The 16156-nt window shown below is 33.3% G+C and carries 11 protein-coding genes; 1 reads left to right on the forward strand and 10 read right to left on the reverse strand.

The genetic code is table 11. The features are described from left to right. Positions 1-18: 18 nt before the first annotated feature. The 5 genes from GB234_RS02270 to GB234_RS02290 all read right to left on the reverse strand — a co-directional run bounded on the left by GB234_RS02270 (position 19) and on the right by GB234_RS02290 (position 9569). Positions 19-858 (reverse strand): alpha/beta hydrolase family protein, encoded by an 840-nt coding sequence (locus GB234_RS02270; RefSeq protein ID WP_151892893.1) that lies wholly within the window; start codon positions 856-858, stop codon positions 19-21. After that, positions 855-3500, reverse strand: a complete 2646-nt coding sequence (locus GB234_RS02275) for a PD-(D/E)XK nuclease family protein (protein WP_235906040.1) — start codon at positions 3498-3500, stop codon at positions 855-857. Before GB234_RS02275 ends, GB234_RS02270 begins: the two co-directional genes overlap by 4 nt. Positions 3501-3640: 140 nt before the next feature. Beyond that, the gene (locus GB234_RS02280; protein ID WP_151892895.1) at positions 3641-5044 is read right to left on the reverse strand and encodes an OmpA family protein; all 1404 of its coding nucleotides are present in this window, start codon (positions 5042-5044) and stop codon (positions 3641-3643) included. Between the two features lie 128 nt (positions 5045-5172). Beyond that, complete coding sequence (gene kbl, locus GB234_RS02285; RefSeq protein ID WP_151892896.1) at positions 5173-6366, reverse strand: glycine C-acetyltransferase; 1194 nt, start codon at positions 6364-6366, stop codon at positions 5173-5175. A gap of 47 nt (positions 6367-6413) precedes the next feature. After that, positions 6414-9569, reverse strand: coding sequence for a UvrD-helicase domain-containing protein (locus GB234_RS02290; protein WP_151892897.1), 3156 nt, complete (start codon positions 9567-9569; stop codon positions 6414-6416). A gap of 168 nt (positions 9570-9737) precedes the next feature. Between GB234_RS02290 and GB234_RS02295 the strand changes: the two genes are divergently transcribed. Next, positions 9738-10343: a superoxide dismutase gene (locus GB234_RS02295; RefSeq protein ID WP_151892898.1), complete on the forward strand. Its 606-nt coding sequence runs from the start codon at positions 9738-9740 to the stop codon at positions 10341-10343. Positions 10344-10994: 651 nt separating this feature from the next. On the opposite strand, the gene GB234_RS02300 is transcribed toward GB234_RS02295, so the two are convergent. From GB234_RS02300 to purN, 5 genes are all read right to left on the reverse strand, one after another. After that, on the reverse strand, positions 10995-12893 hold the full coding sequence (locus tag GB234_RS02300) for an amidophosphoribosyltransferase (RefSeq protein WP_151892899.1): 1899 nt from the start codon (positions 12891-12893) through the stop codon (positions 10995-10997). A 107-nt stretch (positions 12894-13000) separates the two neighbouring features. Beyond that, positions 13001-13921, reverse strand: coding sequence for a PfkB family carbohydrate kinase (locus GB234_RS02305; RefSeq protein ID WP_151892900.1), 921 nt, complete (start codon positions 13919-13921; stop codon positions 13001-13003). Positions 13922-14037: 116 nt separating this feature from the next. After that, a complete protein-coding gene (locus GB234_RS02310) occupies positions 14038-14658 on the reverse strand; it encodes a DUF5034 domain-containing protein (protein ID WP_151892901.1) in 621 nt (206 codons plus the stop codon). Between the two features lie 89 nt (positions 14659-14747). Further along, positions 14748-15392: a ribonuclease H1 domain-containing protein gene (locus GB234_RS02315; RefSeq protein WP_151892902.1), complete on the reverse strand. Its 645-nt coding sequence runs from the start codon at positions 15390-15392 to the stop codon at positions 14748-14750. A 22-nt stretch (positions 15393-15414) separates the two neighbouring features. Then, positions 15415-16023, reverse strand: a complete 609-nt coding sequence (gene purN / locus GB234_RS02320; protein WP_151892903.1) for a phosphoribosylglycinamide formyltransferase — start codon at positions 16021-16023, stop codon at positions 15415-15417. Positions 16024-16156: the final 133 nt, after the last annotated feature.

The following is a 16156-nucleotide window of genomic DNA, read 5'->3' on the forward strand; positions in this document are numbered from 1 at the left end:
AGTAGAGACGAGTTATATTTATATTTTAATGAAATCTATGGTTTTGTTCACGACAGTTTCTAATTGTAAAGAGAGTTTATTTTCCTCCCATGGATGCTTGGTGTTAAATACATGATCTGAGTTTTGTATAATTTGAAACTTAGCGTTTGGTTGCCATTTTTTTAAGGCTTTTCCTTCTTCAATTTTTACAGATGTGTCATTGTCACCATGAATTATTAATAAAGGCTTATTGAGGCTTTTGACAGCGCGCTTAATAGTTAACCTTTCTTCATTTGAATCAAAATTTTTGTAAAATTGCCAATCGTGTGGCATTTCTTGTTTTGTACGTCCATTTTTTACAAACATACGGCCCGTTTTTTTCCATGCTACAAATTGTGGAGTACCTATCATAAACCTACTTTTATAATCACTTACACCTGCCCAAGTAATTACCTTATTTACACGGCTATCTTCTTCACCCTTAATTAAGACAATGCCGCCTCCCCTGCTGTGTCCAATTATATTTATATTGTCTAGCGCAACTTCGTTTTTATAAACGTTAGTAACATGAGTTATAACCCTGTTTAAATCATCTAACTCTATTGAATAATTATTTTTTGCAAAAGCTTCTAAATCTGGAAAATCAATGGGTTGCTCCACTGTTCCACCATTAAGAGAAAAATTAAATTTTATAAATAGAAAGCCTGCTTTTGCAAAACTTTGAGCGACTAGGTCCCATGCCCCCCAATCTTTAAAACCCTTATAACCGTGACAGAAAATAACTACAGGTTTTTGACCATCTTCTTTAGGTTTAAATACATCATAAACTATGGGACTCTTGTTTTGAGATTCTATAACTCTATTTTTAAGTTTAATCATAATTCTTTTTCTATGAAAGGATTGTTTGGATTACAAATTTCAGTAATTAAACTAACTAACTGTTCTTCAAATAGTGTGAGTATTTCTTGAGTAATTACTTGATTCTTTGGACCTCTTGATTTTTCTTTAGTTCCAAATTTTAAAAATCCCGCCCCTAGATTTTTAAATGATATAATTCCAGCTTCGGTATTTGTAATTGTTTTTTTGTGATTGTACATAAGCGCATAGGCTAATACTTGGAAAGCTTTACTATAGCTATAATCATCAGTTAAGTCTTCCCAATTAATAATTTCAATATCTCCTTGATTTACTTTACCTGTTTTATAATCTATAATTCTAAGGGTGCCATTGTAACTGTCAACACGGTCTACTTTACCGCCTATGTAGATAGGAAAATCTAATTCAGGAACAATTATAGGTGCTTTAAGTTTTTCTTCGAGTTGGATAATCATTATCTCATTTCCAGCTTGGATATCTTTTATCTCAAAATCGATAAAGTTTGACACATATTTTTTGGCAACTTCAAAAATGAGTAGATTTTTTCCTTTTGTGAAATCTCCACCTTCAAATGTTTTTTTGAACTGTTTTGTAACTTCTGGATGTATCTCTTTTTTTAATGTTTTTAATATTTCCGAAGTTAAAAGACTTCCTTTTAATGGTGTATAAAGGATTTCGAGAGTATCATGTATTATTGTTCCTAACGTATTTGCGGCGACTGTTTCTTCTACCTCATCAATTTCTCTAATTTTAAGTATGCTCTGAAAATAAAAATCTATTGGGTTTCTTATATAATTTGTCAAAGCTGATGGTGAAAACCCTTTTGCTGCAATTTCTTTAAGCCTGTTTATGACATCTGGTGTTTTATTGACAGATTTTAATTGTTTTTTTCCTATCGTTATTTTTGGGGCAACATTGTAATGATTGATGGTATGATTGGGCAGATTATCGATTTCTAACTGTGTGATAAACCTACTTTTTTCGCCAGCATTCATCCCTTCACTGTGAGTATTATAGAGTAAGGTTATATTTTTAGCTCTTTGTAGCATATGCGTAAAATGATATGTATAAATAGCATCTTTCTCAGTGTATTTAGGCAGGCCGTAATGAGATTTTAGGTCATATGTTATAAAGGAAGCATTAGATTTTCCAGAAGGAAGAATGCCCTCATTTACAGAAGTTATAATTATATTTTCAAAATCAAGGACGCGACTTTCTAGTACTCCCATAATCTGGAGCCCGTTGTATGCATCTCCTTGATAGTCTATTGTAGTTGTGGTTATGAGTTCGTTATAAAACTGTTGGATAGTTTTTATTGTTTTTAAATAAGGATATTCATTGTTTAATACTTCAATTTTTGAAAAGATTGCATGTAATTCAAATAAGGCAAGCGAATCTAATTTTGTATGTTTAAATTCTTTAATATTATCTATTAGTAATAAACAATTAGTTATAGCTTCTTGTGTTGTTTTCCATGGCTTAAAAATAGCATTAACAATACTAACTGAAGTTGATTCACCTATACCCTTTAAAATGTCTTCTACGGAAATGTGCGTGGCATTTGACATTTTTACCTCCGAAATATATTTTGTTGCTGTAGGTATTATTTTATGTAAAAAGGGGTGGTTTAGCAATGATGCTACATCTTTATAATAGTATACCGAAGTTTCTGTTATTTTAATTTGAAGTAATAATTCAAAAAATATTGCAAAAGGTAAGTTTTTTACCGGAACCCCCATGGTAATATTTACATCTTGAACATTAGCTGGCAGTGAATGTAAAAGAGGAAGTAATAATTGCTCATCTGCTAATATAATAGCTGTTTTTTCTAATTCTTGTAAAGAAAATGTTGAAAGTAATTTTCCTATATATTTTACTTGACCAATATTTTTTTGTGTGGATATTATGTCAATTTTTTTCTCTTTTGTATAATAGTCATTTATGAATGAAAAAGTTTTATTTTGATAATAATCCCATTTTTTTTTATAACTCCTTAAAAACAAAGAAGCACTGTGCCCATAATCTTCAAAAAAATAATTGTCTGTATCCCAGATTATTTCATTCTTGCTATTTTTAATTAGAGTTTGAACAATGTTTTGTTCGGCAGAATTTAAAGCGTTAAAGCCCAGAAAAACATGTTTTTTTTCAAGATTAGTATTTAAGTACTCTTCACAATTTTCAGAAGCTTTTCGATATACTAATCCTTGATATGCTGTTTTTTCTTTTAATAATTGAGTTGTTAGTTTTGTATAAAAATCATCTAGGCTTGACCAAAATGCAAGGTATTTTTCTATTAAAGGAGTTTTATCTTCTTTTAGATACCAATGATTAATATCTTGAATATCGCTTAGGTAATTAAAAAACGGCTTTTGTTCAATAAGATACCTATCTATTTCATTAAAATCTCCCAGTAATGTACTGGCCCAATTACTATACGAATCAAAGCTTTCTTTTTCTTTAATAGTATCTAGAGTAAGATATACTTGATAACTTTTGAAAAGCAATGTCGTAGTATCAATAATATTAATTCCTGATAAATATTCAATAAATGTTTCAATACTTATTATTCGAGGAGCAAATACTGTTTTTTTACTATGTTTTTTAATATAATTTAAAAGGAAACCACCAGACCTTTTACTAGGCATTATAATGGTTAGGTTCTCTATCGAACCATGTTTTGATTGTAAATATTTTAGAGAGTCTTCAAGAAAGCTTTGCATACCCTAAAAATAAGAAACGCCCCCTTAAAAAAGGAGGCGTTTCTAATAAATATTAAGAGGTGTTCTTATTTTTTCAAAGAAATATTTACACGTCTGTTTTGTTGTCTACCAGCTTTAGTCTTGTTAGTAGCGATAGGTCTTGACTCTCCATATCCTATAGAAGTCAATCTAGCTCCACTCATTCCTAAAGTTGTAAGGTAAGTTCTTACAGATGCAGCTCTTGCATTAGAAAGTCTTTCATTTAATGAATCACTACCTTGACTGTCTGTATGACCTTCAATTACAAAATTAGCACTTGGATACTCTTCCATTATATCTTTAATGTTTTGAAGAACAGCATAAGATTCTTGACGAATAGTAGACTTTCCTAAGTCAAAAAGAATAGTTTTAGAATAATCATTTAATTGCTTAATGATTTCAACAGTTACTTCTGGCTCTACAACTTCAGGACATCCTTTGTTAGCAACAGTACCAACAACTGTAGGACAGTCATCATCTTTATCTAGTACACCATCACCATCAGTATCAGGCCATGGGCATCCTTTGTTAGCTCTTGGGCCAGCTTCATTAGGACAAGCATCATCTGCATCAGTAATTCCATCACCGTCAGCATCAGGACAACCATTCATTGAAGCAGGACCTGCAACTGTAGGACAAGCATCTTGAGGATCAGCAATTCCATCACCATCAGTATCAGGACATCCATTAAACTCAGCTAAACCTGGAGTATTAGGACAAGCATCTTGTCTGTCTTCGATTCCATCACCATCAGTATCAGGACATCCATTAAATTCTTCTAAACCTGGAGTTTCTGGACATTCATCATCAACATCATAGATTCCATCACCATCAGTATCTTTTCCACCAAATTTGAATAAAACACCAACTGAATGTTGGAAATGCTTAATTCCATAATCATCTTCAAAAGCATGCTTATAAGCAGTCTGGAAGTTTAAAGCAAGGTTTTCACCAATCCAAAACTTAACACCAGCAATACCGTTAGCGGTACCAAATCCTATATCATCAACCCAAGTGTAACCACCACCAACACCAATAGAAGGGTCAAACCATCCACCAGGTCCGTTGATTAAGTCTCTAAGGCTATATTTAATTTCACCATCTAAACCGTAGTAAGTTAAATCGTCTAAGGTTAAATCTCCAGCTTTATCTAATCTGTTGATTGTACCAGCTGCAGTTAAAGAAAAACCACTACCAATATATCTACCTACAGATAATTTTGATACAGAAGGAAGAATATTCCAATGATCATTTACATTAAAAAATTCTTCAAAAAGCTCGCCTTGACGGTCATTACTTGCATCCTGTCCGTCAGCATGACCAACTGGAAATAAATCTACTGCGTTAGTACCTACCTCGATTGCCCAAGGGTTGTTCTCGTCTTGAGCATTTGCTACGCCAACTACTAGCAAAACTAGTGCAGCAACTAAAATACTGTTAAGATGTTTCATATTCGATTGTTTAATTTTTAAGTGTTAATTGAAGCAAAAGTAAGTTGTTAAAGTTTATTAACAAAAGCAAATCTATTAAATTTTTCATAAATACAAAGTCTTTCACCCATTATTGTTGGTAATGTATGTTATATAACATCAAGTTTTTTGCCTACTTTAATAAAAGCATTAATTGCCTTATCTAAGTGCTCTTTTGTATGTGCAGCAGAGAGTTGTACTCTAATTCTTGCCTTGTCTTTTGGTACAACTGGATAAAAGAAACCAATTACATAAATATGTTCTTCAAGCAGCATATTTGCCATTTTTTGAGCGAGTTTAGCGTCATAAAGCATTACAGGAACTATTGCAGAATCTCCTTTGACAATGTCAAAACCTGCTTCCTCCATACCCTTTTTAAAATAATTTGTATTTTCTTCAAGTTGGTCTCTTAAGGTAGTGTCTGTAGCAAGCATATCAAAAACTTTAATTGACGCCCCAACAATTGCTGGAGCCAACGAATTTGAAAATAAGTATGGTCTTGAGCGCTGGCGGAGTAATTCAATGATTTCTTTTTTGCCTGTTGTGTAGCCTCCCATGGCACCTCCCATTGCTTTCCCAAGAGTCCCGGTAATAATATCAATACGCCCCATCACTCCCTTTTCTTCTAAAGTTCCTCTTCCAGTTTCACCTATAAAACCAGTTGCATGACATTCATCAATCATAACTAATGCATCATATTTATCAGCTAAATCACAAATTTTATCAAGAGATGCAACAATACCGTCCATAGAGAAAACACCATCAGTAACAATAATTTTAAAACGAGATCCATTTTTATTGGCTGCAATAAGTTGCTCCTCTAGCTCCTCCATATTATTGTTAGCATAACGATAGCGAGCAGCTTTACATAAACGCACACCATCAATAATTGAAGCATGATTTAATGAATCACTAATAATAGCATCTTCTTTACCTAATAGAGGTTCAAACACCCCACCATTTGCATCAAAAGCTGCAGCATATAAAATGGTATCCTCTGTTTGATAATATGAGGCGATTTTTGCCTCTAACTCTTTATGAATATCTTGAGTGCCACATATAAAACGTACAGAAGACATACCAAAGCCATGCGTGTCCATTGCATCTTTCGCTGCTTGGATTACATCTGGATGAGAGGAAAGTCCTAAATAATTATTTGCACAAAAATTTATTACAGTTTCGCCCGTGCTAATTGTAATTTCTGCTCCTTGTGGAGAAGTGATTATACGTTCTTTTTTAAAAAGGCCATTATCTTTAATATCTTGAATTTCCTGCTGTAAATGCTCTTGAATTTTTCCGTACATATTCTAAGTTTTTTGAGTCGTATTTTAATTTAAATTAAAGTCCAAATTTATACCTTATTTACTATAATGGCATCATTAGTATAGACCAATATTTTTTCTGAAATTTTAAACCCCATATCAATTAGCGCTATTGCATAACCATTAATCTGGTCCTCGTGCGCATAATCTGGAATACCTGTTTTGTAATCAATAATAGAAACCTCTTTTTTCGAATGATTAAAATTTAATCTATCTGGGCGTAAAAGAAAACCATCTTTAGTAATTATATCTCGTTCATTTTCTACAATGGCATTATTATTAAAAAGATGTTTTAAATCTGGATGACTCATGACCTCATTAACCGTTTTCTTTAATAGTTCTAAAATTTCTGGAGCGACAGTTTTCCTACTTTCCATGATTTCAAAAACATCAATTTCATCACCTTTATGTTTTATTAACTCCATTGTGTCATGGAATAAATTACCTTGTAAAATAGCTTTGCTTAAAGCTTCATTCCACAAAGTTGCTTGTGATGTAATAATGTGCAAATTGTGCTCTGCTGGAAGACTAGATATATAAGCAGGTGACTTTGCAATGACATCTGTGCTTTGCTTTTTGGCTATTTCTTTTTTCTGAAATGTGCCAAATTCATACAATGATTTGCTTTCATCAAACATCCCTTTAGATAATAAAAACTCTTTAAAAAGATGATTAAAAGTTTTTACTCCATCTTTCATACTAGAAACTTCTTCAGTAAAAATATATAACTGCTCAACTGCTCTTGTAAGGGTAACATATAGAATATTATAATTATCTAATTCTAATGTAGATCGCCTATCATTGTAGATTATTTGACCAGCTTCACTATAATTTGCTACATCTGCATTAAAATTAATAAAAGCTTCATCAAATTCAGTTTCTAATCCATTAGGGATAGGCAACCAAGTTTTAGCCTCACGTTCATAATATAAATTGACATCTGCATATGGGAAAATTACAATAGGAAATTCAAGTCCTTTAGATTTATGAACGGTCATAAATTGCACTCCGTTTGTATCATCCCCGATGGAAATAGCTGCTTTCTCTTTTTTATTTTCCCAGAGATCCATAAAGCCAGATGTATCTGCAAGAGGTTGTTGTGTGTATTCAAATATTACATCCATAAAGCCATATAAGTAGGCATCTGCTTTTTCAGTAAGATTTAAAGCACTTACAATATATTCGGCAGCTTCATAGAGAGATACTTCATTTAAAAATTCTAAATTAAAAGTAATACCATGGTTGTTTAAAATTTCAGAAAAAGAACTTGCCGCGTTTGTGTACGAGGTGAAAAATGTATGCTTTTCTTCTTGAATGTTTAAATGTTCATGTAAAAAATCTAACACCATCAATCCAGACTCAATGTTTTGTGAGTTTTGACTTAAGGTTAGTACATTAAAAACACATTTAACTAATGGTGAATGTTGTAGGAGTAAAGTTTCGGAAGATATTACATCAATACCAGATTCCATTAAAAAGGAACTTAATGCTATTCCATCTTTTTTAGAGCGAGTTAGCACACAGATGTCCTTTAAATCATAACCATTTTCTTGTAATTTATTAATTGTCTCTAAAGTTTTCTCTCCATAGTCAATATCCTTTTCTTCTTTGTTCCCTTTTGACACGAAACTAAGCTGCACATATCCATTTCCATTCTTATTAGTTTCTTGTTGATTTCCTGTGACATATAAACTGGCATGTGACTCATTGCTAAGATACTGGGAGGCAAAGGTGAAGAAATCGTTATTAAATTCTATAATGTTTTTTCTACTACGCCAATTACGAGGTAAATTTTCAACGTGCGGTATTGCGCCAGAAAATGAAGTCGCGCCTTGAATCATATTTAAAAACTGTTCGGGATTTCCGCCACGCCAACGATAGATTGACTGTTTAACATCGCCTACTAATAATAAAGAGCCATCATTTTTTTCAACTGCTTGTGATAAACTATTATCAATTAACGGAATCATATTTTCCCACTGCATTACACTCGTGTCTTGAAACTCGTCAATAAAAAAGTGCTGGTATTTTTCTCCCAGTCTTTCATAGATAAATGGAGCAGGTTGACCTTTAATTTCTTCTCTAATTAATCTATTAAACTGCGAAATAGGTACTAAACTTTGTTCTTCTTTAATTGCATTTACCTCATTATTCACAAGGTTGATTACTGAAAGTGGCGTTAGGTTTTTTAATATATTTTGAATAAGACTTAATCTAAAAACAAGATCTTTAGTTTCTAAAAAAGCATCGTTTAATTGTGGTGCAATGGAATCTAGTGTGGCAGCAATTTCGGGAAAGTTTTTTGACTTTGAAATGGCGTATAATGGTTTGTCAACAATATTATCTTGCCATTTTGTCCCAAAGCTGACATTAAAATCACCAGTTGCTAGTTTATCAAAATGCTTGTAAAAATAACCTCCGCTAAAATGGGATTGATCAATACCATAACCGTGCAGCATTTCGAGCAACGCATTGGCCTTATTTGTAATTTCATTTTCGGTTTTTAATCGTGCCTTTTGTAGGGTTGTTTTAAAATTTCCGAAGTCCTTTAAATTTTTGTCTTTCAGTTTTGCAATATGCGGTTCATCATTCTCATTGTTAAGTAATTTTGACGCTTTAAAAATATCTTTTGAAATATCCCACGATTTATCATCATCTGCTTTTTCAAGAGTGTAATCAATGAGTACTTTAGTAATTGCTTCATCAATTCCAGTCTTACTAATTAATCTATCAACGGCTTCGGTTAATAGTGCTTCGGTATCTAAAACAACTTCAAAATTAGTGGGTAATTTTAAATCGCGGGCAAAGGTGCGAATGATACGATGATTAAAACTATCAATTGTTTCAACAGTAAACGCAGCATAATTGTGTAAAATATGCTTAAGCGCTTTTTTTGCTTGCTCGTGTAATACTTTTATGTCAATGCCAGTTTCTTGAGCGATGGCAAGGAGCATATCTGGTACTTTAGTAAGGGATGATTTTTTAGCAAGCTCCTCAAGATTTTCAATAATGCGCTGTTTCATTTCTGCAACCGCTTTATTTGTAAATGTAAGCGCCAACAGTTGCTGATAGTAATGTGGCTTATTACTTTTTAACAATAAAGTAAGATATTCTTTTACGAGTGTAAATGTTTTTCCGCTACCAGCAGCAGCATCATAAATTATAAAAGGAGCGTTGTTTTGCAAGACAAAAAGAGTTTGTATAAAATTAATAAAAACTATTTAGATGAGATAAGTATTACTTGAATCTATAAGGGTATAAAAATCTTATAAATTCTCTAACACTTTAAATGTATAGTATTGTGTAAATTTGGGATTATAAAACAAGTACTAACAATTAAAATTATAGATATTATGGCTTTTGAATTACCAAAATTACCGTATGCAAAGGACGCACTCGAACCACATATAGACGCAAAAACAATGGAAATCCATCATGGTAAACACCATCAAGGATATACTAATAAACTTAATGATGCAATTAAGGGGACTGACAATGAAGGAAAAACAATTGAAAATATTTTAAAAAACCTTGATATGGATGATAAAGCCGTTCGTAACAACGGTGGAGGTTTTTATAATCACTCACTTTTCTGGGAAGTGATGTCACCAGATGGTGGAGGGAAACCAGAGGGTGACCTTGCAGATGCTATCACAAAATCATTTGGAAGTTTTGATGCTTTTAAAGAAAAGTTTTCAAATGCAGCTAAGGGACAGTTTGGTTCTGGATGGGCATTTTTATGCAAGAAAGAAGATGGTTCCTTAGACATTTGTGGATGCCCTAATCAAGATAACCCTCTAATGCCAGGCGTAGGTTGTGGAGGAACTCCTATTTTAGGTTTAGATGTTTGGGAACACGCATACTACTTAAACTACCAAAACAGAAGGCCAGATTACGTAAGTGCATTCTTTAATGTAATTAACTGGAAAGAAGTAGCGTCTCGTTTTGCAAAAGCGTAATACTTTCTTCGGAAATATTAAATAAATAACCCCTCTTAAAAACTTATTTTTTGAGAGGGTTTTTTTAGTCTTAAATCACAGTTATAAAATTAACTGATTGTTTAGATAGAACAAAACACTTCGTTAAGCTTCCGCTCTATTTAAATTTGAGACAGAAAAAAATGGAAAGATAAAAGCGGGGTTGTACGCTCCATTTTATTCCGCACCCCGTTCAATTTAGGGCATAAAAAAAGATGGAAAGATCCATCTTTTTTTGCCCCAAATCTACCATGAACTTAACCTACTTATGCTATGGTATGAAGTAAATATAGGTTATAATGTTTTTTTAATTAGAGGTTTTAGATGTAATGCCTGTAAATTCGTTAAAAGGGAATTGTTGGTCTTTTTAATCGACAAACAGCATGGTTTACAATTGGTTATAAAATTTAAACGTGCTTTTCAATTTTTTAAAGAGAAGTTGTTAAATGAAAAAAGGTAAACTTATAAGTTCACCTTTTTTGCCCCAAATCTACCATAAACTTAACCTACTTATGCTATGGTATAATCCAAATATAGAATATTTTGTTTATTAAAAAATAAGATTTTTCCTACTATTGGACGAATTGCCATTTAGTTCGTTAAATAACTAATAAAAGCTAGTTTTTATGTTTTTTAATAAGCTCTATCTGGGTTTCCTTCATAGAAATGTACATATGCTCTATTTACAACTCTGTTTCCACCTGGTGTTGGGTAATTTCCAGTAAAATACCAATCTCCTAAGTTATCAGGACATGCTTTATGCAAGTCATCAACAGATTGAAATATAAGTTTTACATCAGTCGATAAAGAAGGGTCTTTAATGATTTCTGCAATTTTGTCTGAAATTTCTTCATCTGTAAATGGAGCGTATAATTCCTTAACGTGATTAATCACCTCAGTGTCTTTTAATTCCAGTTGTTTTTTGCACTTGTGATAAATCTCTTCAATAATACCTTGGGTTCCTCTGTCTTTGTGTAATTCTATAGCTGCGTTGAAAGCTACTAAAGCTTCTAAGCGAGCCATGTCAATACCGTAACAATCTGGATAGCGTATTTGTGGCGCTGATGATACTACTACAATTTGCTTAGGGTTTAAACGGTCTAACATTCTAAGAATACTTTTCTTTAACGTTGTTCCTCTTACAATACTATCATCAATAATAACTAAACTATCTGTGGGTTTAACAACACCATATGTTACATCATAGACGTGAGCCACTAAATCATCCCTACTGCTATCATCTGTAATAAAAGTACGTAGCTTTGCGTCTTTAATGGCAATTTTTTCCGTTCTAATTTTATGTGCTTGAATCTCTGCTAATCGCTCTTCAGTTAGATTCCCAGCTTCTTTTAAAATGGCTTCGTTTTTTTGTTTGTTAAGCTCATTTTGCGCTGCATCAAGCATTCCGTAGAAAGAGGTTTCGGCTGTGTTAGGTATAAATGAGAATACACTATTTATAGTATCATGCTCAATGGCTTTTAAAACCTTTGGCATAATTAATCTACCTAGCTCTTTACGTTCTTGATAAATTTCGGCATCACTACCACGAGAGAAATAGATGCGTTCAAATGAACATGACTTTCTTTCTAATGGTTTTAAAATTTCCGAAGAATTTAAACTTCCATCTTTTTTAATTATTAATGCTGTTCCTGGGTCTATTTCTTTAACATCATCAAATTTCACATTGAATACTGTTTGAATAACTGGGCGTTCACTTGCTACGACTACCACTTCATCATCTTTATAATAATACGCTGGACGAATACCTGCTGGGTCGCGTAATACAAATGCGTCACCGTGCCCTAAAAGACCTGCCATGGCATAGCCACCATCCCAGTCTTTAGCACTTTTCTTTAATATTTTGGTAAGGTTTAAATGTTCTGCTATATATGGAGATGACTCTTGTTTATTAAGTCCTTTTTTCTTTGCTTGCTTATACAATTTTGCAACTCCTTGATCAAGAAAATGCCCTATTTTTTCCATTACGGTAATGGTATCAGCCTTTTCTTTTGGGTGCATCCCAAGCTTTATGAGGTTGTCAAAAAGCTCAGTGGTATTTGTCATATTAAAGTTACCTGCGATAATCAAATTACGGTGCATCCAGTTGTTAGTTCGTAAAAACGGGTGTACTGTTTCTACACTATTACCGCCAAATGTTCCATAACGCACATGACCTAACATTAACTCACCTATGTAAGGAATTTGTCTTTTTTGTGCTGCAACATCATCTTTTAATGCTGGTGCTACCTCAAATTCATTATTAATACGCTCATTAATTTGTGCAAAAATATCTTGTATAGGCTGCGATTTGTTTGATCGTACTCTACTTATATAACGTTCGCCAGGAGCAACGTCTAGCTTTATACTTGCAAAACCAGCACCATCTTGTCCACGGTTATGCTGTTTTTCCATCATCAAGTACATTTTATTCACTCCGTAAAAAGCCGTACCGTATTTCTCTTTATAGTATTCAAGAGGTTTTAACAATCGTACTAAGGCAATACCACATTCATGTTTTAAAGCGTCGCTCATTTTTAATGCCCGTGAAGACGGGTAACTATTATTTTCCGCGGAGGCGGAAACTTTATTAATAATTGTATAAATTAAAAAACGCCCTGAAAATTTCAGGACGTAATTAATTATGTATTTAATTCAAATTGTGTTAAACGCTGAAATTTTTCTAAGCGTTCCTCAACTTCTTTTTTGCTGAGATTTTCCATGCGCTCTGTACCAAATTTCTCCACACAAAAACTAGCCAAGCAAGAGCCGTAAATTATTGCTCGTTTCATATTTTCAAAACTATAATCTCCAGTTTTTGCTAAATAGCCTGTAAATCCACCGGCAAATGTATCACCTGCTCCTGTTGGGTCAAATACCTCAGCAAGTGGAAGGGCTGGCGCAAAGAACATTTCTTCTTTATGAAAAATTAAAGCACCGTGCTCTCCTTTTTTAATCACCACATATTGTGGCCCCATTTCCATTATTTTTTTAGAAGCATTCACAAGTGAGTATTCGCCTGATAGTTGTCTTGCTTCTTCATCATTAATTGTAATTACATCAACTTTTGCAATTACTTTTTTCAAGTCGTCAAGTGCGATGTCCATCCAGAAATTCATAGTGTCTAGCACTACCATTTTTGGGTTTTTCATCTGGTTGATTACGCCCATCTGTACCATTGGGTGTAGGTTACCTAACATTACTACTTCTGCATCTTTGTATGATTCTGGAACAACAGGATTAAATGTTTCTAGAACATTTAGTTCCGTAGCAAGTGTATCTCTAGTATTCATGTCATTATGATACTTACCACTCCAGAAAAAAGTTTTTCCATCTTTTACAATCTCTAAACCCTCCACATTCATGCCTTTTGAAACCAGCATATCTATATCACTCTGTGGAAAATCACCACCAACGACAGATACAATAGCGCCGTCGGCATCAAATTGTGAGGCGGACAGCCCAATATAAGTAGCAGCACCACCAAGAATTTTATCAGTTTTACCAAATGGTGTTTCAATAGCGTCAAATGCGACCGTTCCTACTATAACTAGTTTGCTCAAAATAAATGTTTAAAAATGAAGTGCAAAGATAGGATTTTTGTTGGGTATTATAAATACAAATCTCGCGGTTCATAATTTATTAGAAATCATAATTATATACAGGTTGTTTTAGCGTTTTATTGTAATATAAATGGCTTATTAAGTTGCTCATATATCTCACCATTAGAGAGTTTGATAGTGACCTTTACTTTAAAATTAGAGTCTATTACAGGTTTCCTAATTAAAGAGAGTTTCAAAGATTGACCCTGAACATTCAAAGTATCGTTTTCAATAAATTCTTCAATAAATAAACCCTCGTCCGACGCATAATAAGAAGCCTTTAATAAATCATTTATGGATTGATTTGCTAAATGTGATTCGTCGAAATCATTTAGTGTGACAACATCAATGCTTTCAAACATTTCTGTCTTTGAACCAGCATGCCCACTCCATAAACAAGAACAAGCATAGGCACTTGAAATAAAAGGGTTGCTTTGATGAATATGATTGCTTAAGTACGTGACATCAAAATTTAAAAACATTCCATCGTACTCATTAAACATAACGACATCATTTTCACTTATAATAGAGTTTGAGTTATCAGGATTTGTCTTCGTATTAATGAGGTCTAATCCTTTAATATCAAAAAAACTTCCTTCTATAGGTGAGCAGTTACAATCATCGTCATTTTGAGTGCACATGTATAAAAGTGGTGCTATCAAAAATATGATAAGTATAGATATTACTTTGTTATTCATGTTGTTAAATTAAGTTGTATAACTCTATTAAGTGTTGAGAAAACTAAATTAAAATTCTTTTTTGAATAAATATAAATATTAAAATAACATCACTTCCTCCCAAAATCTGCTGGGATTTCACCCCATGCTTTTGTTTCCCATTTTACCACTTTTGTGGTGTAGCTGTTTTCTTTGAGCCATTTTTCGGCACGTTTAACCAAATCTAAAAGGTCTTTATTTTTAGGTCCCCAAGCTAATTTGGTGTTGCACTTTTTCTTTTTTATCCATCCCATTGCAATGCGCGAATCTGTGTAGAGAATGCGGTCACTCTTTTGTTGCTTTAAAAATGCTAATCCATGAACGAGAGCTAAAAATTCGCCCACGTTGTTAGTTCCTTTTTTAAAAGGGCCTTGGTGGAATAATTGTTTTTGAGTTTGTGTTACTACACCTCTATATTCCATAATACCGGGGTTGCCACTTGAGGCAGCATCAACTGCGATAGAATATAAGTTAGGTTCTCCGTAAGCTGCCTTTAGCGCCGCAGTGAGTGTTTTCTTTTTCTTTGAAGTCGCTTTTCCTTTGTAGTCTTTAAAGTCTTTGCTATAAGCAATCTTTGCTTCTTTTAAGCTGCCAAAACTCATAAACTGTGCGCCACTTATACCTTTAATAGCGGCTTGACATTTTTTCCAATTGTCATAAATGCCAGCAGGATTACCAAACCAAACAACATAATATTTCTTTTTATTTTTTGCCATATGTCTTCCTCTCACTCGTGTCTCACTCGTCGGAGACAAGTTGAAGTTGGTTATCGCTTCCCGCAGTATTAATTAATATTTTTTCTATGACCTTAGGTAACCACTCATATTCTAGCACATGTATTTTTTTAGCAACATCAACAGCAGTATCAGTTTTTAAAACTTGGGTTTTGTATTGCGCAATAATTGCGCCTTCATCATAGTGTTCATTAACGTAATGAATGGTAATACCTGTTTCTTTTTCGCCAGCGGCTATTACAGCTTCGTGTACATAATTACCATACATGCCTTTTCCACCATATTTTGGCAACAATGCTGGGTGGATGTTTATGACTTTCTTCGGAAATGTGCTGAGGATGATTTCTGGGAATTTCAGCAGAAAACCCGCAAGTACTATTAAATCTGGCTGAATTAATTTTAAGGTATTTAAAACCTTTTCAGGGTTTAATATTTCGGCTTTGCTAAAGGATGAGGCTTCTATTTTAAAGGCTTGGGCACGTTTTAATACTTTGGCATCTTTCTTGTTTGAGAGCACATGAACAACCTGAGCGATGTTAGATTGCTCGAAGTATTTTATTACGTTTTCAGCATTGGTACCATTACCTGAAGCAAAAATTACAATCTTCTTCATTTCTACGTTTCTTGGGGCATTCAAATCGAAGTGTCGTTAATAATAAATCACAAAAGTAAGGCAATCGGGTTTCACTTCGCCTAAAAATGTTTAATTTGGTTTCACATTTTGAGTATTAAAGCGTGTATTCAAT

Origin of the sequence: Patiriisocius marinistellae (genome assembly GCF_009014635.1) — a bacterium.
Classification (GTDB): Bacteria; Bacteroidota; Bacteroidia; order Flavobacteriales; family Flavobacteriaceae; genus Patiriisocius; species Patiriisocius marinistellae.